Annotated in this window: 22 protein-coding genes; 12 read left to right on the top strand and 10 right to left on the bottom strand. The window is 65.2% G+C overall.

Annotated elements, in window-relative coordinates; translation table 11 throughout:
- Positions 1 to 14 precede the first annotated feature (14 nt).
- The 3 genes from secD to J2X67_RS15565 all read right to left on the bottom strand — a co-directional run bounded on the left by secD (position 15) and on the right by J2X67_RS15565 (position 6,183).
- Entirely contained in the window at positions 15 to 1,898 is a 1,884-nt protein-coding gene (gene secD / locus J2X67_RS15575) for a protein translocase subunit SecD (protein WP_309954190.1), read from the bottom strand.
- A gap of 84 nt (positions 1,899 to 1,982) precedes the next feature.
- Positions 1,983 to 2,315 carry a preprotein translocase subunit YajC gene (gene yajC, locus J2X67_RS15570; RefSeq protein ID WP_126748582.1) on the bottom strand — a complete coding sequence of 111 codons (333 nt, stop codon included), beginning with the start codon at positions 2,313 to 2,315 and terminating at the stop codon, positions 1,983 to 1,985.
- Between the two features lie 259 nt (positions 2,316 to 2,574).
- Positions 2,575 to 6,183 carry an indolepyruvate ferredoxin oxidoreductase family protein gene (locus J2X67_RS15565; RefSeq protein ID WP_309954189.1) on the bottom strand — a complete coding sequence of 1,203 codons (3,609 nt, stop codon included), beginning with the start codon at positions 6,181 to 6,183 and terminating at the stop codon, positions 2,575 to 2,577.
- A gap of 177 nt (positions 6,184 to 6,360) precedes the next feature.
- Here J2X67_RS15565 and J2X67_RS15560 point away from each other — a divergent pair, with 177 nt between their 5' ends.
- From J2X67_RS15560 to J2X67_RS15505, 12 genes are all read left to right on the top strand, one after another.
- The gene (locus J2X67_RS15560; protein WP_309954188.1) at positions 6,361 to 6,837 is read left to right on the top strand and encodes an Lrp/AsnC family transcriptional regulator; all 477 of its coding nucleotides are present in this window, start codon (positions 6,361 to 6,363) and stop codon (positions 6,835 to 6,837) included.
- Positions 6,838 to 6,906: 69 nt separating this feature from the next.
- Positions 6,907 to 7,665, top strand: a complete 759-nt coding sequence (locus J2X67_RS15555) for a basic amino acid ABC transporter substrate-binding protein (RefSeq protein ID WP_309954187.1) — start codon at positions 6,907 to 6,909, stop codon at positions 7,663 to 7,665.
- Positions 7,666 to 7,703: 38 nt separating this feature from the next.
- Entirely contained in the window at positions 7,704 to 8,474 is a 771-nt protein-coding gene (locus J2X67_RS15550) for an amino acid ABC transporter permease (protein ID WP_281147288.1), read from the top strand.
- A gap of 15 nt (positions 8,475 to 8,489) precedes the next feature.
- Positions 8,490 to 10,118 carry an MFS transporter gene (locus J2X67_RS15545; protein ID WP_309954186.1) on the top strand — a complete coding sequence of 543 codons (1,629 nt, stop codon included), beginning with the start codon at positions 8,490 to 8,492 and terminating at the stop codon, positions 10,116 to 10,118.
- A 147-nt stretch (positions 10,119 to 10,265) separates the two neighbouring features.
- Positions 10,266 to 11,087 carry a creatininase family protein gene (locus tag J2X67_RS15540; RefSeq protein ID WP_309954185.1) on the top strand — a complete coding sequence of 274 codons (822 nt, stop codon included), beginning with the start codon at positions 10,266 to 10,268 and terminating at the stop codon, positions 11,085 to 11,087.
- Positions 11,084 to 11,875: an ABC transporter ATP-binding protein gene (locus tag J2X67_RS15535; protein WP_309954184.1), complete on the top strand. Its 792-nt coding sequence runs from the start codon at positions 11,084 to 11,086 to the stop codon at positions 11,873 to 11,875. The genes J2X67_RS15540 and J2X67_RS15535 overlap by 4 nt, the downstream gene beginning before the upstream one ends.
- Complete coding sequence (locus tag J2X67_RS15530) at positions 11,859 to 12,752, top strand: ABC transporter permease (RefSeq protein WP_309954183.1); 894 nt, start codon at positions 11,859 to 11,861, stop codon at positions 12,750 to 12,752. The genes J2X67_RS15535 and J2X67_RS15530 overlap by 17 nt, the downstream gene beginning before the upstream one ends.
- 7 nt (positions 12,753 to 12,759) lie before the next feature.
- Positions 12,760 to 14,124 (top strand): FAD-binding oxidoreductase, encoded by a 1,365-nt coding sequence (locus J2X67_RS15525; RefSeq protein WP_309954182.1) that lies wholly within the window; start codon positions 12,760 to 12,762, stop codon positions 14,122 to 14,124.
- Positions 14,125 to 14,182: 58 nt separating this feature from the next.
- Complete coding sequence (locus tag J2X67_RS15520) at positions 14,183 to 15,211, top strand: ABC transporter substrate-binding protein (RefSeq protein WP_309954181.1); 1,029 nt, start codon at positions 14,183 to 14,185, stop codon at positions 15,209 to 15,211.
- A 144-nt stretch (positions 15,212 to 15,355) separates the two neighbouring features.
- Positions 15,356 to 15,946 (top strand): NAD(P)H-dependent oxidoreductase, encoded by a 591-nt coding sequence (locus J2X67_RS15515; protein ID WP_309954180.1) that lies wholly within the window; start codon positions 15,356 to 15,358, stop codon positions 15,944 to 15,946.
- 17 nt (positions 15,947 to 15,963) lie between these two features.
- On the top strand, positions 15,964 to 16,935 hold the full coding sequence (locus J2X67_RS15510) for a PDR/VanB family oxidoreductase (RefSeq protein WP_309954179.1): 972 nt from the start codon (positions 15,964 to 15,966) through the stop codon (positions 16,933 to 16,935).
- Positions 16,932 to 17,603, top strand: a complete 672-nt coding sequence (locus tag J2X67_RS15505; RefSeq protein ID WP_309954178.1) for a TetR family transcriptional regulator C-terminal domain-containing protein — start codon at positions 16,932 to 16,934, stop codon at positions 17,601 to 17,603. The genes J2X67_RS15510 and J2X67_RS15505 overlap by 4 nt, the downstream gene beginning before the upstream one ends.
- Here the strand turns inward: J2X67_RS15505 and J2X67_RS15500 are convergent.
- The 7 genes from J2X67_RS15500 to ltnD form a co-directional block, all read right to left on the bottom strand.
- Positions 17,596 to 18,063 (bottom strand): RidA family protein, encoded by a 468-nt coding sequence (locus J2X67_RS15500; RefSeq protein WP_309954177.1) that lies wholly within the window; start codon positions 18,061 to 18,063, stop codon positions 17,596 to 17,598. The two genes, J2X67_RS15505 and J2X67_RS15500, sit on opposite strands and share 8 nt — an antisense overlap.
- The gene (locus J2X67_RS15495; protein ID WP_309954176.1) at positions 18,060 to 19,256 is read right to left on the bottom strand and encodes an amidohydrolase family protein; all 1,197 of its coding nucleotides are present in this window, start codon (positions 19,254 to 19,256) and stop codon (positions 18,060 to 18,062) included. Before J2X67_RS15495 ends, J2X67_RS15500 begins: the two co-directional genes overlap by 4 nt.
- Positions 19,253 to 20,071 (bottom strand): 2-oxo-tetronate isomerase, encoded by an 819-nt coding sequence (gene otnI / locus J2X67_RS15490; protein ID WP_309954175.1) that lies wholly within the window; start codon positions 20,069 to 20,071, stop codon positions 19,253 to 19,255. Before otnI ends, J2X67_RS15495 begins: the two co-directional genes overlap by 4 nt.
- Positions 20,072 to 20,094: 23 nt before the next feature.
- Positions 20,095 to 20,760 (bottom strand): aldolase, encoded by a 666-nt coding sequence (locus J2X67_RS15485; protein WP_309954174.1) that lies wholly within the window; start codon positions 20,758 to 20,760, stop codon positions 20,095 to 20,097.
- Between the two features lie 201 nt (positions 20,761 to 20,961).
- A complete protein-coding gene (gene otnK, locus J2X67_RS15480) occupies positions 20,962 to 22,233 on the bottom strand; it encodes a 3-oxo-tetronate kinase (protein WP_309954173.1) in 1,272 nt (423 codons plus the stop codon).
- 3 nt (positions 22,234 to 22,236) lie between these two features.
- Entirely contained in the window at positions 22,237 to 23,256 is a 1,020-nt protein-coding gene (gene denD, locus J2X67_RS15475; RefSeq protein WP_309954172.1) for a D-erythronate dehydrogenase, read from the bottom strand.
- 18 nt (positions 23,257 to 23,274) lie between these two features.
- Positions 23,275 to 24,201 carry an L-threonate dehydrogenase gene (gene ltnD, locus J2X67_RS15470; RefSeq protein WP_309954171.1) on the bottom strand — a complete coding sequence of 309 codons (927 nt, stop codon included), beginning with the start codon at positions 24,199 to 24,201 and terminating at the stop codon, positions 23,275 to 23,277.
- Positions 24,202 to 24,341 lie beyond the last annotated feature (140 nt).

Genomic DNA, 24,341 nt, shown 5'->3' with positions numbered 1-24,341 from the left:
CTTGTCCTTGACCTTTATTCGGCGTCGACCACGGCGGTGCCGTCGGTCTTGGGGCGCCACACCGTGCCGATCGACACCGTCTTGAGCTTCTTCTTCTGGCCGTACCAGAAGTTCACGAGGCCGCGGGAGAAGAACACCGCGGAGAACATCGAGGTGACGATGCCGATGCAGTGCACCACTGCAAAACCGCGAACCGGGCCCGAGCCGAACGCCAGCAAGGCGATGCCGGCAATCAGTGTGGTCACGTTGGAGTCGAGAATCGTGCCCCAGGCGCGGTCGTAGCCCGCATGAATGGCAGCCTGCGGCGAGGCGCCGTTGCGCAATTCTTCGCGTACACGCTCGTTGATGAGCACGTTGGAGTCGATGGCCACGCCAATGGCCAGCGCCATGGCCGCAATGCCGGGCAGGGTAAGCGTGGCTTGCAGCATCGAGAGAATGGCCACCAGCAGCATCAGGTTGACGGCCAGCGCAATCGACGAGAACAGGCCGAACAGTGCGTAGTACGCGCACATGAAGATCATGATGGCGATGAAGCCGTACATCACGCTCTTGAAGCCCTTTTCGATGTTGTCGGCACCCAGGCTCGGGCCAATGGTCCGTTCCTGGATGATTTCCATCGGCGCAGCCAGCGAGCCCGCGCGCAGCAGCAGAGCGAGGTCGGCGGCCTCGGCAACGGTCATCGAACCCGAAATCTGGAAGCGGTTGCCGAGCTCGCCGTTGATCGACGGGGCCGTGAGCACTTCGCCCTTGCCCTTTTCGAAGATCAGCATGGCCATGCGCTTCTTGTAGTTTTCGCGGCTCACGTCGCGCATGATCCGGCCGCCCTTGGCGTCCATGGTCAGGTCGACCTTGGGCTGGTTGCTCTGCTGGTCGAAGCCGGGCTGCGCGTCGGTGAGGCTTTCGCCGGTAACGAGCACCTGCTTCTTGACGATCACCGGGCGGCCGTTGCGCTCGAGGAATTTCTCGGAGCCGAAGGGCACCGGCCCACCGCTCAGTTCGGCGGCGCGGCCTTCGGCGCTTTCGTCGACCAACCGCATCTCGAGCGTGGCAGTGCGGCCCAGGATGTCCTTGGCCTTGGCCGTGTCCTGCACGCCGGGCAACTGCACCACGATGCGGTCCAGGCCCTGCTGCTGGATCACCGGTTCGGCCACGCCGAGTTCGTTAATCCGGTTGTGAAGGGTGGTGATGTTCTGCTTGAGCGCCGCGTCCTGGAGCCGGCGAGCGGCCTCGGGCTTGATGGTGGCAGTAAGACGCCAGTTGCTGCCGTCTTGCGCTTCAGTGGTTGCGAGATCGGGAAACTGGTCCTGGATGAGCTGCTTGGCTGTTTGCAGCGCGGCGGCATCGCGGAACGAAACCTCGATGGTCTGGCCGTTGCGGTTGACCGAAGTGCCGCGGATGCCCTTGTCGCGGAAGGTGGTGCGCAGGTCGCCTGCGAACGACTCGGCCTTCTTGTCGATGGCGCCCTTCATGTCGACCTGCAGCAAGAAGTCGACGCCGCCGCGCAGGTCGAGGCCCAGGTACATGGGGAACGCGTGCAGGGACGTGAGCCACGCCGGGGAGCGCGAAACCAGGTTCAGCGCCACCACATACGGCGGGTCCGCCGGATCGGGCACCAGCGTGCGCTGCAGAACGTCGCGCGCCTTGAGCTGTTCGTCGGGCGTGCCGAAGCGCGCGCGCAGCGAACCGCCTTCAAGCGTGAGCAGGTCGGGCGTGAGCCCGGCTGTTTTCAGCGCCTCCTCGACCCGGCCCTGGGTGGCGGCGTCGACCTTGACGGTCGACTTGGCCGCGGACACTTGCACAGCAGGCGCCTCGCCGAAGAAATTGGGCAGGGAATAGATCAACCCCACAAGCAGCACGATCACGATGATCGCGTACTTCCAGACCGGATAACGGTTCATGAGAAAGCGCTTTTCAGAAACGGAACACGGCGTGACTTGAGGTCTTGCCTCACAAAGCGCAAGGCCCGGCCACGCCTTTATTGCTTACTTGACGGCGCCCTTGGGCAAGACCTGGACCACAGCGCTGCGCTGGATCTTGATCTCCACGCCATTGGCAATTTCAAGGCCCAGGTACTGGTCGCCGAGCGAGGTGATCTTGCCGAGCACGCCGCCGGCCGTTGCCACCTCATCGCCCTTGGCCAGCGCCTCGATCATTGCGCGGGCTTCCTTCTGGCGCTTCATTTGCGGACGGATCATCACGAAATACAGCACCACGAACATCAGCACCAGGGGCAGCATGCTGCCCAGCGAGGACAACATGTCGCCACCGCCGGAAGCAGCGGGCGCGGTTTGGGCGAAAGCAGAGGAAATGAACAAGAGAGTCTCCAGCAGAGAGAAGAGGAATGTCAGAAGCGCGAACCAGGTCCGCGGTTCCGCGGCCCCGTGGAAAAGGCCGCGAGTCAGAGCTTGAAGCGGCATCGGCCGCGCGCAGCAGCGGGCATTGTATTCGTGGCAATGCCCCGCCCCGCGCGCTTATCCGGCGCGCCGGGCAGGGCTTTCCAGGGGCTTGGGGCGCGCGTCTTGCGCTATGTTTTCAGGAGCAAGGCGCGGCGGCAAGCCGGCCTTTCCCAAAAAATCAGGCTGCTGCGCGTTGCGCCGCTTGCGGGTTGCGCCACTTGGCGAGCAGTTCGCTCCAGCGGGTGCGGGCGGCAGCCAGGTTGCGCTCCTTCACGTGGCCGTAGCCGCGGATCTGCTCGGGCAGGCTGGCAATCTCCAGCGCCAGCGCGTGGTTCTCGGCGCGCAGGCCGGAAATCACCTCTTCGATGCTCGCGCGGTATTCGCCGATGAGGGCGCGCTCGGTCTTGCGCTCTTCGGTGCGCCCGAAGATGTCCAGGGCCGTGCCGCGCAAGCCCTTGAGCCGGGCCAGCAGCCTGAAGCCGGAGAGCATCCACGGACCGAATTGCTGCTTCTGCAGCTCGCCCTTGGCGTTCTTCTTCGCGATGATGGGCGGCGCGAGGTGGTAGTTGAGCTTGAAATCCTTGCCCATCTCGCCCTCGAACATGCCTTCGACCCGGTCCAGGAAGCTGCGATCGGTGTGCAGGCGCGCCACCTCGTATTCGTCCTTGTAGGCCATCAGCTTGAACAGGTAGCGGGCAACGGTCTCGGTCAGCGCGCTCTTGCCCAGCACCGATTCGGCCTGCTGCACCTTGCCCACGAACCGGCGGTATTCGTCGGCATAAGCGGCGTTCTGGTAGCCGGTCAGAAATTCGGCCCGGCGCGCCACGAGGCTTTCGACGGTTTCACGCTTCTTGAACTCGATGACCTGGCCAGGGCGAACGCGCTTTTGCAGTGCGTCCGGGTTCGCCGCCGCCTGGCGGCCCCAGGCAAAGGCGGCCTTGTTGTTATCGACCGCCACGGCGTTGAGTTCGATGGCCCTCAGCAGCGACTCGAGTGCCAGCGGGATCCAGCCCTTTTGCCAGGCAAAGCCCAGCAGCATCGGGTTGGCATAGAGGCTGTCGCCCATCAGCGTGGTGGCGGCAGCATCGGCATCGAAAGTGCCGAGCGCATCGGTGCCCACGACGCGCGCGATCTGGTTGGCACAATCGTCTTGCGGATTGACCCAGTTGGAATTGCGCACAAAGGCGGCCGTTGGCGTGCTGTGCGTGTTGAGCGCGACGTGCGTGCGCCCTTCGCGCATCCGCGCCAGGGTTTCGGCGTTGACGGCCACCAGCGGATCGGCCGCAAGAATGAGGTCGGCTGCGGCGGTGCCGACGCGCGTGGTGCGAATCGCGTCCTGCGATTCGCCGATGAGCGCATGGCTCCACGTGGCGCCGCCCTTTTGCGCCAGGCCCGCCGCGTCTTGCGTGACGATGCCCTTGCCCTCGATGTGCGCCGCCATGCCCAGCAGTTGGCCGATGGTGATGACGCCCGTGCCGCCCACACCGGCCACCACGATGCCCCACACCTGGTCGCGCGCCAGTGTCGGCACGGCCGGTTCGGGCAGCGGGCCGAGTTCGAGCGGCGTATCGGCCTTGTTCTTCGCCTTCTTCTTGAGCTGGCCGCCTTCGACAGTGACGAAGCTCGGGCAAAAGCCCTTCAGGCAGCTCATGTCCTTGTTGCAGGTGCTCTGGTTGATGGTGCGCTTGCGGCCGAATTCGGTTTCGAGCGGCTCGACCGACAGGCAGTTGCTCTTCACGCTGCAGTCGCCGCAGCCTTCGCACACCAGGTCGTTGATGACCACGCGCTTGGCCGGATCGACGGCCGTGCCCCGCTTGCGGCGGCGGCGCTTCTCGGTGGCGCAGGTCTGGTCGTAGATGATGGCGGTGGTGCCGGCAATCTCGCGGAACTCGCGCTGGATGTCGTCCAGCAAGTCGCGATGCTTCACCGCCACGTGGTCGCCGGGAATGTTCACGCCCTCGTACTTCTCGGGCTCGTCGGTCACGATGACCACTTTCTTCGCGCCTTCGGCATGCAGGCTTTCGGCAATCTGCAGCACCGAATGGCCTTCGGGCCGCTCGCCGACCTGCTGGCCGCCGGTCATGGCCACGGCGTCGTTGTAGAGGATCTTGTAGGTGATGTTCACACCCGCGGCAATGCTCTGGCGAATGGCGAGCAGGCCGCTGTGGAAATACGTGCCGTCGCCCAGGTTCGCAAAGATGTGCTGGTCGGTGGTGAAAGGCTGCTGGCCTACCCACGGCACGCCCTCGCCGCCCATCTGCGTGAAGCCGATGGTGGAGCGGTCCATCCAGGTTGCCATGAAGTGGCAGCCAATGCCCCCCATGGCGCGAGAGCCTTCAGGCACCACGGTGCTGGTGTTGTGCGGGCAGCCCGAGCAGAACCACGGCTGGCGGTCGGCGCCTTGCACGCCGCCTACCTTGAGCGCTTCCATCGAGCGCTCCTTGGCTTCGAGGATGGCCATCTGCGCGTCGATGCGCGAGCGCATGTCGGCACCGGCCTGCTCCAGGATGCCCAGCTTGCGCAGGCGCTGGGCAATGGCCTTGGCAATGAGCGCGGGGTTCAGGTCGGCGTTGGCGCGCAGCAGCGTGTTGGCCGTGGGGTTGGGCATGGCCCATTCGCCGCCGGAAAAATCGCCGTCGAGCTCGTTGAACTTGCCGAGCACATTGGGGCGCACGTCGGCGCGCCAGTTGTAGAGCTCTTCCTTCAGCTGGTATTCGATGACCTGGCGCTTTTCTTCGACCACCAGGATTTCCTGCAGGCCGGTGGCAAAGTCGCGCGTGAGCTGCGCCTCAAGGGGCCACACCACGCCCACCTTGTGCAGCCTGATGCCCAGCTGGCGGCAGGTGGCGTCGTCCAGCCCAAGATCGATCAGGGCCTGTCGGGTGTCGTTGTAGGCCTTGCCGCTGGCCATGATGCCGAAGCGGTCGTTCGGGCCTTCGATCACGTTGTGGTTCAGCCGGTTGGCCCGGATGTACGCCAGCGCGGCATACCACTTGTAGTGCATGAGGCGCGCCTCCTGGTCGAGCGCGTGGTCGGGCCAGCGAATGTGCAGGCCACCAGGGGGCATCTGGAAATCGGTGGGAATGACGATCTCGACGCGGTCCGGGTCGATCATGGCCGTGGCGCTCGACTCGACGATTTCCTGGATCGTCTTCATGCCGGACCAGATGCCCGAGAAGCGGCTCATGGCAAAGGCGTGAATGCCCAGGTCCAGTATTTCCTGCACGTTGGCCGGAAAGAACACCGGCGTTCCGCACGCCTTGAAGATGTGGTCGCTCTGGTGCGCAGCCGTGCTGCTCTTCGAAATATGGTCGTCGCCCGCCACTGCGATCACGCCGCCCCATTCGGTGGTGCCGGCCATGTTGGCGTGCTTGAAAACGTCGGAGCAGCGGTCCACGCCGGGGCCCTTGCCGTACCAGATGCCGAAGACGCCGTCGAACTTGTTGGTGCCCGCCGGCGAAAAGCCCAGCTGCTGGGTGCCCCAGAGCGCCGTGGCGGCGAGTTCTTCATTCACGCCGGGCTGGAAGACGATGTTCTGCTCCTTCAGGAACTTGCTGGCCTTCCATAGCGCCTGGTCGTAGCCGCCTAGTGGAGAGCCGCGATACCCGCTGATGAATCCCGCGGTGTTCTTGCCGGCCTGCTTGTCGCGCAGCCGCTGCAGCATGGGCAGCTTGACCAGCGCCTGCACCCCGCTCATGAAAGCCCGGCCGTAGTCCAGGCTGTATTTGTCGTCGAGCGTGACGGTTTCCAGCGCCTTGCGGATGTGCTCGGGCAGGGGTGCATTCATGTGTTTGTCTCCGTTTGGCAGGGCCTGATGGGCCTGGCTGATTGGCTATGGGTCTGTGCCCGGTAGGGCATGAGCCCATGATCACGCAAAGTGTATGCCGGGGCCAGCGACAGGTGTTTGCGTTCTTCGCCTCAAAAAACCACCTTTCAGAAAGAATCTTGCTTAACATCGGTAGTTATGGAAAGCATTGATAAGTTCGACCTTGCAATCCTGCAAGAACTGCAGGCCGACGGCCGCCTGACGAATGCCGAGCTTGCGCAGCGCGTAGGTCTTTCGGCCGCACCCTGCTGGCGCCGCGTGCGCGCTTTGGAAGAAGCAGGCTTCATCAAGGGCTATCACGCCGAGATCGACCGCCACAAGATCGGGCTCGGCGTGCTCGCTTTTGTGCGTGTCGACACCGAACGCGTCACGCACGACGCCACCCAGAAACTGGAGGACTCGATCCGCAAGCTGCCCGAGGTGGTGGCCTGCCACTACATCAGCGGCACCGGCACGTTCGAGCTGCAGGTGGTGGCGCAAGACCTCGACAGCTTTTCGGCTTTTGCACGGCGCCACCTGATGAACCTGCCCAACGTGAAAGACCTGCACACCAGTTTCTCGCTTGGCGAGGTGAAGGCCAGCAGCGCCTGGCCGCTCGGGCACCTGGCACGCTAGCTGCAACCTAGAATTCCTGCCCACCACAGACACACGCCGCCCATCGGGCGGAACAAGAGGAAGCCCCCCATGAACTCCATCCGCCGCACCCTGGCGCTCGGCCTTGCCGCCGCCGCGCTCGCCTTTGGCGCCCAGGCACAGAACCGCGAACTCACCGTGGCCTCGAGCGCTACCTACGCGCCCTTTGCCTTCGAGAACAAGGACAAGCAGATCGTCGGGTTCGACATCGACATCATCAATGCCATTGCCAAGCAGCAGGGCCTGAAGATCAAGGTGGTCAACACGCCGTTCACCGGCATTTTCGGCGCGCTCAACAACGGCGACGTCGACCTGGTGATCTCGGGCGTCACCATCAACGAGAAGCGCAAGCAGAGCTACGACTTCACGCCGCCCTACTTTGCCGCGCGCCAGCTCATCGCACTGCCGAAGGGCAGCACGGTCGCATCGCTGAAGGATCTTGCGGGCAAGAAGATCGCCGTGGTGAGCGCCTCCACCGCCGACGACATTGCCTCGCGCGAATTCGGCAAGACCAGCCCCAACATCCGCCGCTTCGAGAGCACGCCGCTCATCATTTCGGAACTGGCCGGCGGCGGCGTCGATGCAGCCATGGGCGACAACGGCGTGATCGCCTACCGCGTGGCGCAAAACCCCGATCTCAAGACCATCGACGACAAGTCCTTTCCTGAAGAGGGTTTCGGCATCGTCGTGAAGAAGGGCGACAAGGCGCTGCTCGACAAGCTCACGGCCGGCCTTGCCGCCATTCGCGCCGACGGCAGCTACAACACGATCTACAAGAAGTGGTTCAACAAGGACCCGAACGCCCGATGAGCAGCAGCACGTCCGAGCCGGGCGCAAGGGAGCACTAGATGGAACAGCCGATCCTGTTGTTCGGATGGTTTCGCTGGGACATCCTGGTCGAATACAAAGACCTGTTCTGGCAAGGCGCCTGGATGACGCTGCGCATGACAGTGGTGTGCGTGCTGCTAGGCGCAAGCTGGGGCCTGTGCCTTGCGCTCGCACGGCTCGCGCAGCCGCGCCATGCGCCCTGGACCTGGGTTGCGCGGTTCTTTCTGCGGTGGCCGGCGACGGTGTACGTGAGCTTCTTTCGCGGCACGCCTCTCTTCGTGCAGATCCTGCTGATTCACTTCGCGGTGATGCCGGTGTTCATTCATCCCACCACCGGCCTCCTCATCGACGGCGACCTGGCGCGCACGCTCAAGCAGGAACACGGCGCGCTCATCTCGGGCGTGGTGGCGCTCACGCTCAATTCAGCGGCCTACATCTCCGAAGTGTTCCGCGCCGGCATCCAGTCGATCTCGCGCGGGCAGTTCGATGCCGGCCGGTCGATCGGCTTCACGCCCGCGCAGGTCATGCGCTATGTGGTGCTGCCGCAGGCCTTCCGCCGCATGCTGCCGCCGCTTGGCAACAACGCGATCGCCTTGCTCAAAGACACCTCGCTGGTCTCCGCGATCGGCCTGGCCGAACTGGCCTACGCCGCACGCACGGTGGCAGGCGCCTATGCGCGCTATTGGGAGCCGTACCTTGCGATTTCGGTGGTGTACTGGGTGATGACGCTCGTGCTCACCACGATGCTGCGGCGGCTCGAACACCGCCTGGCGCGCAGCGACAGGGGATAGGCACAATCGGGCGACATGCCACCGATTTCCCCCGAAGAGACACCTGTTCCCCCGGCCCGGCCGCAGCCGCCGAAGTTCGCGGCGCTGGAGCCGCTCAAGCTGCCCGTGTTCCGCATGCTGTGGAGCACCTGGCTCATCGCCAACATCTGCATGTGGATGAGCGACGTGGCGGCGGCGTGGATGATGACCTCGCTGACCACTTCGCCGATCTGGGTGGCGCTGGTGCAGTCGGCTTCAACCTTGCCCGTGTTCCTGCTGGGCCTGCCAAGCGGGGCACTGGCCGACATTCTCGACCGCCGGCGCTGGCTGGTGGCTACGCAGTTCTGGCTGGCGGGAACGGCCATCGTCCTCTGCGCGGCCATTGCACTGGACATGATGACCGCGCCGCTTTTGCTGGCGCTCACTTTCGCCAACGGCATTGGCCTGGCGCTGCGCTGGCCGGTGTTCTCGGCCATAGTGCCCGAGCTGGTGCCACGGCCGCAGTTGCCGGCGGCGCTGGGCCTGAACGGCATCGCAATGAACGCCTCGCGCATCATCGGCCCGCTCACGGCGGGCATGCTGATTGCCAGTGCGGGCAGCGTCTGGGTATTTGCGCTCAATGCCGTGCTGTCGGTGGCATCGGGCTTCGTGGTGCTGCGCTGGCGGCGCGAGCACAAGCCCAATCCGCTGGGCCGCGAGCGGCTCATCAGCGCCATGCGCGTGGGCGTGCAGTTCGTGTGGCAGTCGCAGCGCATGCGGGCGGTGCTCTCTCGCATCACGATCTTCTTCTTTCACTCCACGGCGCTGCTTGCGCTGCTGCCGCTCCTGGCGCGCAACCTCGAGGGCGGCGGTGCCGGCACCTTCACGCTGCTGCTCGCGGCCATGGGCTCGGGCGCGATCATCGCGGTGCTCTTTCTGCCGCGGCTGCGCCAGGCGCTGGGGCGCGACCAGCTCGTGCTGCGCGGCACGGCGCTGCAATCGCTGGCCACCGGGGTCATGGCCTTTGCGCCCAACGCGTGGGTCGCGGTGCCTGCCATGTTCTTCGGCGGCATGGCGTGGATCACCGTGGCCAATTCGCTCTCGGTGTCGGCGCAACTGGCGCTGCCCGACTGGGTGCGCGCGCGCGGCATGTCGACCTACCAGATGGCGATCATGGGCGCGAGCGCGATCGGCGCGGCCCTCTGGGGCCAGGTGGCCACGGTTACCAACCTGCGCTCCAGCCTGGAAATTGCGGCCGTGAGCGGCACGCTGCTCATGCTGGCGGCGCTGCGCTGGGTAACCGACGTCTCGGGCGAAGAAGCCGACATGAGCCCCGCGCGCGCCGGCTGGGCTGCCGGCCCGCCCGCTGAAAAGCCCGAAGAAAACGGCCGCGTGGTCATCACCATCGAATACATGATCGACCCCGCACGTGCCGCCGCCTTTCACCTGGTAATGCACCAGACCCGCCGCGCGCGGCTCGGCCAGGGCGCCATCGGCTGGGAGCTGCTGCACGACATTTCGGAACTCGGCCGCTACGTGGAAGAGATCGTAGACGAAAGCTGGACCGATCACCTGCGCCGCTTCAACCGCGCCACGGCCGCCGACATGGCCTTGCGCGAACGGCGGCTGGCGTTCCACATCGGCGAATCGCCGCCTGTGGTGACGCGCTATGTGGTGAAGCGCTGAATCAGACCGGTCACTCGGGTTTGCAGCGGCCGCCTTACGGCCAATCGACCTGTCTCTGGGTAACTACCGATCCATCTTTTTTTGACCGATTGGATAATTTAGACCATCATCCCGCCCTGATTGCCCGTCACCACGAGGTACGCCACGATGAACCCGGTCCCCTTGTGCAGCCGCTTCTGGTCCGACCTGACCAGCGAAGAGTTCTCCCGCCTCGACCGTGAACGGCTCATTGCCGTGCTGCCGGTAGGCGCCACCGAACAGCATGGGCCCCACCTGCCCATGTCGACCGACACGGCCACCATCGACGGCATGGTTCGCGCCACGCTCCCGCACCTGCCCGACGACCTGCCCGTGCTCTTTCTGCCCACCGTGCCCTACGGCAAGAGCAACGAGCATTCGCGCTACCCGGGCACGCTCACCGTGTCCGCGAACACGCTGATCTCGCTTTGGAAAGACATCGGCGCCTGCGTTGCGAAGGCCGGGGTGCGCAAGCTCGTGCTCTACAACAGCCACGGTGGCCAGATGAGCGTGATGGACATCGTGGCGCGAGACCTGCGCGAGGAGCACGACATGATGGTCGTGGCCGCCAACTGGTACACGCTGGGCCTGCCCGAGGGCCTGTTCACTGCGCACGAGGGCAAGCACGGCATTCACGCGGGCGACCTCGAAAGCTCGGTAATGCTGCACCTCACGCCCGACTACGTTCGCCGCGACCAGTTCCAGAACTTCAGCTCGATGACCGAGCAGTTGGCCGCCGAAAACAAGTTTCTCTCGATCACGCCCAGCGGCAAGCTCGGCTGGCAAATGCACGACATCAACCCTTCGGGCGCCGCTGGCGATGCCACGCGCGCCACACCCGAAAAGGGCGCCGCGGTGCTCGACCATGTGGGCCGCCGCTTCGTCGAGCTGTTGCACGAGGTCGACCGCTTCCCACTCTCTCGCCTTGCCAACGAGCCCGCCTGGAAATGAGCTCCACCACCGCCACTCCGCCGCTGGTCAGCCTGCGCCACGTCAGCAAGCGCTTTGCGAACGGCACGCTCGCATTGCAGGGCATGACGCTCGACATCGGCGAGCACGACTTCATCAGCTTTCTCGGTCCCTCGGGCTGCGGCAAGAGCACCGCACTCAGGCTCATCGCCGGGCTCACCCGGCTCAGCTCGGGCGACATGCACTGGTCCGGCGCCAACACCGGAAAGACGCAAAGCGACCGCGACCTGGGCTTCGTGTTCCAGGAGCCCACGCTCATGCCTTGGGCCAAGGTGTTCGACAACGTGTGGCTGCCGCTCAAGCTGGCCGGCATGAGCCGCGATGCGGCCGCACCGGTGGTTCAGCAGGTGCTCGAGATGGTCGGTCTTTCGCGCTTTGCCGACGTGTACCCGCGCGAACTTTCGGGCGGCATGAAGATGCGCGTTTCGATTGCGCGCGCGCTGGTCACACATCCGCGCCTGTTGCTGATGGACGAGCCCTTTGCCGCGCTCGACGAAATGACGCGCATCAAGCTCAACAACGACCTGCTCGCCATCTGGCGCGAGCACCGCTTTTCAGTGGTGTTCGTCACGCACAGCGTGTACGAGTCGGTGTATCTCTCCAACCGCATCGTGGTGATGGCCGCCCGCCCTGGCCGTGTGATCGACGAGATCCGCATCGACGAACCGTATCCGCGGGGCGAAGAGTTCCGCACCTCGAGCCGCTACAACGCGCACTGCACGGCGGTGTCGCAATCCCTGCATGGAGCGCTGCATGACATCGATCACTGAGCCCGCCGTGGCGGCCGCCGAGGTGCCGATGAATGCCGCCGACGTTGCGCCCTCGGAGGCGATGTTGCGCGCGCATGAAGACAGGCTGCGCCGGCGCGATTCGGTGCTGCGCATCGTGGTGCCGGCCGCCATTGTCATTGCGCTGCTGCTGGCATGGGAATGGATGGTGCGCGCCAACAACATTCCGCACTACATATTGCCGGCGCCCTCGCTCATTCTCCGCACGCTGTTCGACAACTGGGCGTCGCTCTCCAGCGCGCTGTGGTTCACGGTCAAGCTCACGCTGCTCGCGCTGGCCGCGGCCATCGTCGGCGGTGTGCTGCTGGCGATTGCGTTCGCGCTCTTCAAGTGGGTGGAGATCGGCCTCTTCCCTATCGCGGTGATCCTGCAGGTAACGCCGATCATCGCGATTGCGCCGCTGATATTGATCTATGTGTCGAGCACCACCGCGGCGCTGTTGCTGTGCGCCTGGATCGTGGCCTTCTTTCCCATCCTGTCGAACACCGTCGTCGGCCTGAAAAGCGCCGACAGCAATCTGCGCGACCTGTTCCAGCTGTACAAGGCCTCGCCTTGGCAAACCTTCCGCTACCTGCTCGCGCCCAGCGCGCTGCCGTATTTCATGGCGGGCTTGAAGATTGCCGGCGGGCTGAGCCTGATCGGCGCGGTGGTGGCAGAGTTCACGGCCGGTACCGCCGGCAAGGAAACGGGGCTCGCTTCGCGCATTCTCGAATCGAGCTTTCGCACCGAGATCCCGATGATGTTTGCGGCGCTGCTGCTGGTGTCGCTGCTCGGTATCGTGATCTTCATCGTCTTCGCTGCGCTGTCGCGCCTTGTGCTCGGGCATTGGCACGAGAGCGAAATGCGCCGTGAGCGCTAGCAGCAACATGACAGTGCAAATCGATTGGAGCGCCGTGCACGCGGACCTGCGCGGCCTCAACGTGATCACCGCTCCGGGTCAGCGCAAGCAGCTCTCGAAAGACTTCTACTGGTACAGCCCCATCCTCACCGCGCAGCTTGCGGGCTGCGTGGCCGACCTCGTCGTCAAGGTCAGCACTGAAGACGACGTGCGCCGGGCCGCGGCCGTGGCCGCAAAGTGGAAGCTGCCGCTCACCGTGCGCGCCGGAGGCACAGGCAACTATGGCCAGTGCGTGCCGCTCGAAGGCGGCATCGTGCTCGACGTGACGCAGATGTGCCGCGTGCTCGACATTCAGGATGGCCGCATGCGGGTGGAAGCCGGTGCACGCATGCACGACATCGACCTTGCCGCGCGCGAGACGGGCCAAGCGCTGCGCATGTGGCCCTCGACATGGCACGTGGCCAGCATCGGCGGCTTCATTGCGGGGGGCTTCGGCGGCATCGGGTCGTTCCGCCACGGCATCCTGCGCGACCCGGGCAACCTGCTGCGCGCGCGCGTGATGACGGTGGATCGCGAACCGCGCATCATCGAACTGCACGGCGACGAGATCCAGCAGGTGCACCACGCCTACGGCACCAACGGCGTGATCCTCGACGTGGAAGTGGCGCTGAGCCCGGCGGTCGAATGGGTGCACTGCACGGTGCTGTTCGGCACATACCGCGGCGCTCTCGATTTCGGCATCGCCGCTCAGGCGCCCACGCTGGACATCTTCTTGCTCTCGACGGTGGAGGCGCGGTTCTCGCCCTACTACACCGCCATGCGCGACCGCTTTCCGCCCGACCGGCATGCGGTGTTCACCATGGTCTCGCCCGCATCGATGGCCGAGTTCCGCGCGCTCGCCGATGCGCACGGCGGCACGATTTCCGTCGCAGGCACCGAGGCCGAGCTGCTCGCCGAGGGCCTCCCGCCCGCCTACGAGTGCGCGTTCAACCACACGACGCTTCAGGCGCTGAAGGCCGACCGCGGCTGGACGTATCTGCAGGTCGCGTATGCGCAGCCGTTCGATCCGTCGGTGGTCGAGCGTCACCTGAAAATCTTCGGCGACGACGTGCTGCAGCACCAGGACTTCGCGCGCGCGGGCGGCGAGTGCGGCACCTTCGGCATCCTGCTGGTGCGATGGAAGGGTGAGGCCCACCAGTACGAAGTAATTCGCGAGATCGAATCGCAGGGTGGTTGCCAGATCTTCAATCCGCATGTGGTCACCATCGAGGACGGCGGAATGAAGACCATCGATACGCAGCAAATCGAATTCAAGAAGCGCAGCGACCCGATGGGCTTGATGAACCCCGGAAAAACGCGCGGCTGGCATCCGGACATGGCCGTCGAACGCTGAGAAAAAGATTTAGTCTCCGCATCCCGTACTTTCAAAACCTCCACAGGAGCACGTCCCCATGCGCATCCCCGCTTTCAATCTCCGGCCGCTTGCCTTCGGCCTGGCGCTCGCCGGCGCCGCCCTTGCCGCGCAGGCGCAGGAAAAAGTGGTGTTCGCCACCAACTGGAAGGCGCAGGCCGGCCATGGCGGCTTCTACCAGGCGCTGGTGGACGGCACCTACAAGAAGTACGGCCTCGATGTCGACATTCAGCAGGGCGGCCCCATGGTCAACAACCGGCCGATGCTGCCTGCAGGCAAGGTCGATTTTCTGATGACCGGCAACCTGCTCCAGTCTTTCGACAACGTGAAGAACGGCGTGCCCACCGTCGTGGTTGCGGCTTTCTTCCAGAAAGATCCGCAGGCCATGTTCGCGCACCCGGGCCAGGGCTTCGACACCTTCAAGGACATGACCAAGGCCCCCGTCGCCTTCATCGGCAAGGACGGCCAGTTCAGCTTCTGGCAGTGGATGAAATCGGAGCACGGCTTCAAGGATTCGCAGCTCAAGCCCTACACCTTCAATGTTGGCCCGTTCCTGGCCGACAAGAAGTCGATTCAGCAGGGCTACGCCATCTCGGAGCCGCTGTCGATCAAGGCGCAAGCAGGCTTTGAACCGGTGGTGCAGCTGCTGGCCGACAACGGCTTTTCGACGTATTCGACCACCATCGAGACACGCGCCGATCTGGTCAAGACCAAGCCCGAGACCGTGCGCAAGTTTGTCGAGGCTTCGATCATCGGCTGGAACAACTATCTCTACGGCGACAACAAGGCAGCCAACGAGATGATCGCCAAGATCAACCCCGACTCGCCCGTGGCCGCGTCGCAAGGCTCCATCGAACTCATGAAGAAGATGGGCATTGTCGACAGCGGCGAATCGCTCACCAAGGGCATCGGCGCAATGGACGAAGCACGCGTGAAAGATTTCTACGACAAGATGGTGAAGGCCGGTTTGTACAAGCCCGGCGAGATCGACCTTTCGAAGGTCGTGACCACGCAGTTCGTCAACAAGGGCGTGGGCATCGACGTCCGCAAGAAGCTCGCCGGCAAGTAACCGGCTTGGTTTTTTCCCGCGGGCCGCGCGGGGCTTGCGCCGGGGTCAGATGCCGGCGCCTGGGTTGCCATAAGGCACTGCGCGGCTCTTTGTTCACTGGGCTCTGACCCCGTCTCGCCGACAGGCGAACCGGCCCTCTTTTTCATGAAAACGCTCGTCGTCCACTGCCATCCGAACCCTGAAAGCTTCAACCACGCGCTCTACCGCACAGCCCTTGCGGCGCTGGAGCCGCGGCACCCCGTCAAGGCCATCGATCTGTATGCCGAAGGCTTCGACCCGACGCTCACGCGCGAAGAGCGCATTGCCTACCTCGACAACCCCGAACTCATTCGCGAACGCGTGAAACCGCACGTTGAAGCACTGCTGTGGGCCGAGCACCTGGTGTTCGTCTATCCCACCTGGTTTCATGGGCCGCCGTCCATGCTCAAGGGCTGGCTAGAGCGCGTGTGGCTGCCGGGCGTGGCCTTTCTGCCCGCGGAGCGCAAGGGGCAGGTTGCCAAGTCGGGCATGCGGCACATCCGGCGGCTGACGGTGGTGACCACCGGCGGCTCGCCGCGCTGGTTCGTGATGCTCATCGGCGACCCGGGCCGGCGGCTTTTCACGCGCGCGCTGAGGGCGCTGTTCGCGTGGCGCTGCAAGGTCACGTGGTTGCAACTGCATGACATGAACGCAGTCACCGAACGCGACCGCGTCCATTTCATCGAGCGCGTGTCGCGCAAGCTGCAGAGCATCTAGCCAGGGAGACACACACCATGAGCCTTGAACGCATGCTCACCGTCCGCGTCGAACGCATCTCGCGCGAGACGCCGGAAATTCTGGCTTTCGAGCTGACGCATCCGTGGGGCCGTGGTCTGCCGGGCTACGAAGCCGGCGCGCATATCGACGTGTTCATGCCCGGCGGCTTCTCGCGCCAATACTCGCTGGCGCGATGGTCTCCGGATGCGCCGTCGAATGCCGCGTCTTACGTGATCGGCGTGAAGCGCGAGGCTCAAAGCCGCGGCGGATCGGCCTCGATGCACGAACGCGTGCGCGAGGGCGACCTGCTTGCAATCAGTGCGCCGCGCAACACCTTTCCACTGCGCAGCGAGGCCACGCAGCACCTGCTGCTGGCAGGCGGCATTGGCATGACGCCGCTGCTTGCCATGGCGCAGGCGCTTGCAGCACGCAGCGCAGATTTCACCTTGTGCGTGTTCGCGCGCAGCGAAGAGCACCTGGCCTTTGCAGACGCACTGCAATCGCCGGCGCTGGCGCCGCACCTTCGGCTGCACCTCGACCAGGGAGACGCCACGCAGCGCATCGATCTGCGCGCGCTGCTGGCCGAGCGCGTGCCCAACACGCACCTTTACGTCTGCGGTCCCAGTGGCTTCATGAAAGCGGTGCGCGAAGCGGCTGCGCACTGGCCCGAAGACGCGCTGCACACCGAATACTTTGCCGCGCCCACCGATGCGAACACGGGCACCGGCCTGCCCTTCACGCTGAAGCTCGCGCAACGCGGCATCGCGGTGCCGGTAGCGGCCGACCAGACCGCCGTCGACGCGCTGCATGAAGTCGGCATCGACATTCCGGTGTCGTGCCAGCAGGGCCTGTGCGGTACCTGCGTGGTCGAAGGAGACGGCGAAGCCGCGGAGCACCGGGACTTTTGCCTGACGGGCACCGAACGCCGCACAAAAGTGGCCTTGTGCTGCTCCCGCGCCAAGGGGCAGGAACTGGTACTGCAGCTGTGAGTGCACGGCCCGCCATCGGCAACCCGGACGAAAGCACTGGCGATGCGCCCGCCACGCGCGGCCGCTCGCGCAAGTACGCCCAGGTGCTCGGCCTCATCAACCAAGCCGCTATCGAGGTGTTTGCCAGCGAAGGGCTGGCAGGCGCATCGACGCAAGCCATTGCCGACAAGGCGGGGCTTTCGAAGGCGCAGTTGCACTATTACATCGAGAGCAAGGAAGCGCTGTACCGGCAGATCCTGCAGGACATTCTCAACGACTGGATCGTGGTGTTCGGCTTTGCGGACGAAGCCTTCGGCCCGCGCAAGGTGCTGGGCGACCTGATTCACCGCAAGATGGTGTTCTCTTTCGAGCACCCGCTGCGTTCGCGCATTTTTACGGCCGAGATGATGCACGGCGCCCCTGTGCTCAACCGCATGATGGACACGAGCAAGCAGCGTACCGACCAAGCCGCCGCCGTGATCCAGAACTGGATGAACCAGGGCCTGATGGACAAGGCCGACCCGATGCTGGTGCTGTTCCACATCTGGGCCGTGACGCAGTTCTACGCCGACCACGCCACCCAGGCTGCGTACTTTCGCAACGTTGCGCAAGACGGCGACGACAAGGACCGGCGCTACCTGATCGAGCAGGTAACCGAGTTTTTGCTGAAGGGCGCGGGGGTCAGGTAGCGCGGTGCTGGGGCAGGTACATGGTGGCTTCCACTTCCACCAGCACCTCGTCGCCAGGCAGGAAGCGCGACACCTCGACCACCGTGCTCACCGGCGGGTCGCCCGGATAGAACAGCCCGCGCACGCGGTTGTAGAACGCATAGTGCGGCAGGTGGCGAAAGTACTGCACCAGCTTGACCACGTCTTCCATGGTGCCTCCATGCTCGGCGGCAATCTGGCGGATGCGCTCGAGCACGAACCAGCTCTGCGCGACGATGGGCGCTTCGAAGATGTCGACCGACATCTGGCCCGTGGCATAGCCCACGCCCTGCAAAGCCGTGCGGGCCTCCTCGGGAATGGCGTCGTAGCCTGCCACGGCACGCCGCGTGGCCGGATCGACCGCGACCACGCCGCTCATGAAGACGAAATCGCCGACGCGCTTGGCGGCGGCGTAGTTGGCCATTGGCTTGCCCATGCTCATTGTGTTTTCTCCAGAATCTGACCTGCACGGATCACGGTGCGCTGGCGCCCGCGCGGGCCGATGAGTTCATGCTCATCGGTGGCCGCAAGCAGCACCAGGTCGGCGGGGCAGCCAGGCGCGATGCGGCCGTCCCACGTAAGGCCGAGCGCCCTGGCCGGGCTGACGGTGACCGCATCGAACCATTCACCAGCGGGCGCGAGGTGCGCCATTTGCACGCCAAGGCCGAAGGTCTCGAGAAGGTCGTAGCTGCCATAGGGATAGAAGGCGTCTTGCACGTTGTCCGTTGCCAGGCTCACACGCAAGCCCCGTGCCGCCGCCTCGTGAATGCGCGTGATTCCGCGCTGCACAGGCGTGCGGTCCCAGGCACCCTGAAGGTAAAGATTGGTGGTCGGCAGCGCGACCATGTGAAGGCCCGCGCCTGCGCACAGTGCCAGCGTTTCGTTGGCGACCGCATCGTCCTGCACCGCCAGCGAGCAGCAGTGGCCGCAGACCACACCGCGCCGGAATTCGCGCGCACGCATCAGCTGCGCAATGCTGCGCAAGCCGCTCGCATCGGCATCGAGGCCTTCGTCGACATGAAAGTCGAGGCCAAGGCCGTGGTCTTGCGCCAGGTCGAACACGCGGCCAAGCTTGTGCACGAGGCCTTCGTTGCGATAGACGAAGGCACCGAGCGTGCCGCCGGCGTGCCTTACTTCGCGCGCAATGTGCTCGCCGGCAGCAAGGTCTGCAAACACGTCGAGCGGGGTGAGCGAAACAAACTGCAGCTCGATGCGCCCGCGCCATTCGTGGCGCAACGTTTCGAACACCGCCAGCGCGGCCGGCGGCTCGGCTTGGACCCAGTCGATGTGCGTGCGCAGCGCACGCGTGCCCGATTGCCAGGCGTCCTGCAGCGCACGCTCCATGCGAGGACGCAGCGTTTCGCCGGTCCAGCCTGCGCGGTGCTTGTCCATGCGCTCGATGGCCGCGAACAGGTTGCCCTCGGCCGCGCCGACTTCTTGCGCGGTGTAGTTCTTGTCGATGTGCGCATGCGCCTCGACCAGTGCACTCAGCAGGGTGCCACGCGCGCCTGACTGCGACGCGCTGGGCACGACGGCCTGCACACGGTCTCCGGCCAGTGTGACGTCGAACAGTTGCGCATCGCCTGCGGTAAAGCCTCGCAGCCGCGCTGGAATACGCACCGATTCGATCTTCATGCGCGTTGCCGCAACGCCCGCAACCAGCCCAGTCCGGCCGAAGTACCCCCGGGTTCCGTGCCGCGGCTGGGCCGGTATTCGCAGCCGATCCACCCGTGCCAGCCGCATTGAGCCGACACCTCGTCGATAAGGTCGAACAGGTATGGATAGTTCTGCTCGCCAATGTCGGGCTCGTGGCGCTCTGGCACGCCGGCAATCTGGATGTGCCCCACGCGGCCGGTCGGCAAGTATTTGCGGATCTTCATGGCCACATCGCCCTCGACGATCTGGCAGTGATACAGGTCCATTTGCACCTTGAGGTTGGGCGCGCCCACCATGTCGATGATTTCGTGCGCATGGTCTTGCCGGTTCAGAAAGAAGCGCGGAATGTCGCGCGTGTTGATAGGCTCGATGAGCACGTCGCGGCCGGCCTTGGCCGCATCCGCCGCGGCCCAGCGCAGGTTGTCCAGGTACACCGGCTGCACGGCTTCGCGCTCGAGGCCTTCAGGCACCAGGCCCGCCATGATGTGGATGCGCGGGCAGTCGAGCGCCGCGGCGTAGTCGAGGGCCTTGGCAATGCCTTCGCGAAACTCGGCGTCGCGGCCCGGCAGGCAGGCAAGACCCCGCTCGCCGCCATCCCAGTTGCCCGGGGGTCCGTTGAAGAGCACCTGCTGCAGGCCGTTGTGCTGCAGGCGGGCTGCGATCTCGTTGTGGTCGAAGGCGTAGGGAAAAAGATATTCAACCGCCTTGAAGCCGTCTTTCGCGGCGGCTTCGAAGCGGTCAAGAAAGTCGAGCTCCGGATAGAGCATCGAGAGGTTGGCTGCAAATTGAGGCATGGGGTGCTTTTTACTATTACCAGCTACCAGCGCGCACCGAAAGTGCGGCGCAGTTCGTCGATCTGTTCGTCGCTCAGCGGCTGCGGATTGGCCTTGCCGGTAAGCAGGTGGAGCCTTGCGGTTTCTTCGAGTTCCTCGAGCACGGCCATTGCCGAGCCGGGCGTCTCGTGCCACACATTGGGGCCGAGACGCTGGAGCATCACGGCGCGAATCGGCGTGCCGGCCGAACCTTGGCGCTCGATGGCTTGTGCGACCAGTTCGGCTGCCTCGGGTGCGCCGGGGCGGTGATAGGGAATGAGCGGCACGTGGCCGACCTTCATCACAAAATACGGTGTGAGCGCGGGCAGGAGTTCATCGCCTTGTGCGCCGAGCGTGAGCGCAACGCAGTGCGTGCTGTGCGTATGAATCACGCAGGCGGTGCCCGCATCGAATTTGCGCGCCGCCGCATAGATGCGCATGTGCAGGGCGAGGGTCTTGCTTGCGCGGTCGCCGGCCGTCTGGTTGCCTTGCGTGTCGAGCCTGGCCAGGCGCGCGGGGTCGAGGAAGCCGAGGCAAGCGTCTGTGGGCGTGATGAGAAAGCCGTCGTCCAGCCGCACGCTGATGTTGCCTGCCGTCGCATGCACATAGCCGCGTTCGAAAAGGCTTCGGCCTACGCGGCAGATTTCTTCTCTAGCCTGGGTTTCGTTCATGTCGCTTTTCCGCGTTTTGTGTTGCGCTGTTCAGGGCTTGTGCATAACGCTCCCGTCGATGGGGTGCCTTGCGCAGCGAAACAAAGGAGGAGGGGCGGAAGCCCGCAGGCCGGGGGACATTCGCGGAGAAAGGTACCCCGTCGGCGGGTGCGCACCCCGAACGCACGGGAGCGCGCCCTGAACAAGTACCCGGCATGCAATTCATGCCAGCACTGTAAATGCCTTGGTAAAGAAATCATCCCTCCCAAAGTTGCCAGACTTGAGCGCAATGTGCACCGACGTGCCTTCCGCCACATCGGTGCGGGCATGGCACCACGGCACGCCGGGGTCGATCTGCGGCCCGATCTGCATCTGCGCAATGCCCAGCGCCTGCACGCACGCACCGGAGGTTTCGCCGCCCGCCACCACGAGTTGGCGCACCCCGCGTTCGACCAGGCCGCGTGCAATGGCTGCGATGGTGCGCTCGACCATGGCACCGGCCTCTTCGACGCCTAGCCGGCCCTGCACCGACTTGACGGCACCTGCCTCGGCCGTGGAATAAACGAGCACTGGTTGCTTGTCGATGAGAGGTGTCGCCCACGCCAGAGTTTCAGCTGCGACATCGACGCCCGCGGCGATACGCAGCGGATCGATGGCCGCCGCCGCGCCGCCGCGCTGGATGAAGTCGAGCACCTGGCGATTGGTGGCCAATGAGCAACTGCCCGACACCACGGCGCGCAGCCCACCCGCGGCCGGCAACGCGCTGGCTTGCGATGACGGCGCAAGGCCGAAGTTGGCGGGCAAGCCGATGGCGACGCCCGAGCCGGCTGTGACCAGCGGCATCTTCGCAATTGCGGGGCCGAGCCGCAGCAGGTCGTCGTTCGACACCGAGTCGACGATGGCAATCGACACGCCCTCGCCTTTCAGCTGTTCGATGCGCTCCGAAATGGCCGCCGCACCCCGCGCGACCACCGCATGGTCGATGAGCCCTACCTTGCGCTTGCACTGCGCCTGCAGCACACGCACGAGGTTCGGGTCGGTCATGGGCGTGAGCGGATGGTTTTGCATGCCGCTCTCGCTGAGCAACACGTCGCCCGCGAACAGATAACCCTTGAACACTGTTCGCTTGTTGTCCGGGAAGGCCGGCGTGGCAATGGTGAAATCGCATTGCAGCGCCTCCATGAGCGCTTCGGTCACCGGGCCGATGTTGCCCTGCGGCGTGCTGTCGAAGGTGGAGCAGTACTTGAAGTAGATCTGCTGCGCGCCCTGGACCTGCAGCCAGCGCAGCGCGGCAAGCGACTGCGCGATGGCTTCGGCCGGGGCGATGGTGCGCGACTTGAGCGCGACCACCACCGCGTCGACTTCGGCATCGAGCGGCGTGGCGGGCACGCCGATGGCCTGCACCACGCGCATGCCGGCGCGCACGAGGTTGTTGGCCAGGTCGGTGGCGCCGGTGAAATCGTCGGCAATGCAGCCTAGCAGCAGCTTGGGCATCGATCAGTCCTTTGCGGCCACTGCCAGCTTCACGGCCTGCGGGTTCTCGCGCACGTAGTCGCGCAAGATGGCGTCGAAGCTCGCGTCGGCCTTCAGGCCCAGCGCCTCGGCGCGTGCCGCATGAATGCGGCTGGGCCAGCTTGTCACGATCTTGGCAATGTTCGCATCGGGCTCCCAGTCGATCAACGACGTTGCCTCTTTGCCGGCAATGCGTTCGAGCGCATCCGCCATTTCGCGCACGGTGGTCGTCAAGGCGGGCAGGTTGACCGCGGTGCGCGCACCCCACTCGGCAGCGCTGGCCGTGGCCGCGCGGATGATGCCCGCGACGGTGTTGCCGGGCGACGCGAGGGCAACGGCTGTCTCGGGCGAAACGGGGCAGCGCGCGCGCTCGCCGGCCAACGGCTCGCGCAGCATGCCGCTCAAGAAGCTGGAGGCCGCGCCGTTGGGCCGGCCGGGCCGCACCGACACCGTCATGAGCCGCACGTTGCGGCCCTGCACGAAGCCCTTGCGCGTGAAGTCGGCCACGAGCTGCTCGCCGATGAACTTCTGGATGCCGTAGCTGTTCTGCGGGGTCGGCAGCGTGGTGTCTTCGATCACCTCGGGCAGGCGCTGCTCGGGCGAATCGCCGAAGACCGCGACCGAGCTGGAGAACACGAACACCGGCGCATGGCCCGCGCGGCGGCAGGCTTCGAGCAGCGCGCGCGTGGTGTCCAGGTTGCTGCGCATGCCCAGGTCGAAGTCGGCCTCGCATTCGCCGCTCACTGCGGCGGCAAGGTGGAACACGGCGTGCGTGTCTGCCAGGGGCAGCACGCCGCTCACGGCCTGCTCGTACAAATCGCCCTGCACAAAGTGCACGCGACCATCGGCTTGCAGGTCTGCGGGCGGCGGCACGCGATCGGCCAGCGTGATGCGTGCAACCGGCTGCACCACGCCGCCGGCCAGCGCCAGCGGACCACTCGCGAGCAGCGTGCGCGCAAGCCGCGCACCGACAAAACCGCAACCCCCGGTGATGAGAATATTCATGATGCTTGTCTTCCTTGTTCAGGCTTTCTTGTCGGCAACCGGCAGCTCGATGCCGGGGAAAATCTTGATGACGGCGCTGTCGTCCTCGCGCGCAAAACCGGCGGTAGACGCCTGCATGAACATCTGGTGCGCGGTGGACGAGAGCGGCAGCGGAAATTTGCTGGCGCGCGCCACGTCGAGCACCAGGCCCAGGTCTTTCACGAAGATGTCGACGGCCGAGAGCGGCGTGTAGTCGCCCGCCAGCACGTGCGCCATGCGGTTCTCGAACATCCAGCTGTTGCCCGCGCTGTGCGTGATCACCTCGTACAGCGCTGCCGGGTCCACCCCTTCGCGAAGGCCCAGCGCCATGGCCTCGGCCGCCGCGGCAATATGCACGCCGGCCAGCAACTGGTTGATGACCTTGACCTTGCTGCCCGCACCCGCCCGGTCTCCAAGACGATAAACCTTGGCCGCCATCGCGTCGAGCACGGCGCCGGCCTTTTCATAGGCAGCGTGCGTGCCGGCGGTCATCATCGTCATCTGCCCGCTCGCGGCCTTGGCGGCGCCGCCGGAAATCGGAGCGTCGAGGTACAGGATGCCCTGCGCGGCCAGGCGCGCCTCGAGAGCGACCGACCAGTTCGGATCGACCGTGGAGCACATCACGAACAGGCTGCCCGGCTTCATCGACGCGGCGCAGCCGGGCGTGGTGCCGTCGCCGAACAGCACCGACTCTGTCTGCGCCGCATTGACCACCACGGAAACCACGATGTCGCACTGCGCGCCGAGCGCGGCCAGCGTATCGCAGGCCACACCGCCGTCGCGCGCAAAGGCGTGAGCCACGTCCAGGCGCACGTCGAAAACGTGCGGCTCGTAGCCCGCGCGGCGCAGCGATTGCGCCATGCCGCTGCCCATGGCACCGAGGCCCACGAGGCCGACCACGGGGGTGTTGTTGGTGTTGGAAGTCATGTCGGGGGTTCTTTCGATCAGCGATTGACGGGGGCCCGGAGTGAACCAGCGCGAACTGCTTGCTGCCGGAGATACGCTGGCAGCGCATTTATCAGGTCATCATACAAATTGGGGCTGAATCGCTTTATCCGGATAACCCC

The sequence above is a fragment of the Variovorax sp. 3319 genome (genome assembly GCF_031456585.1).
In the GTDB taxonomy this organism is placed as follows: Bacteria; Pseudomonadota; Gammaproteobacteria; order Burkholderiales; family Burkholderiaceae_C; genus Variovorax; species Variovorax paradoxus_P.
Note: the sequence above shows the minus strand (reverse complement) of the source record. Positions and strands in the feature narration are given on the sequence as shown.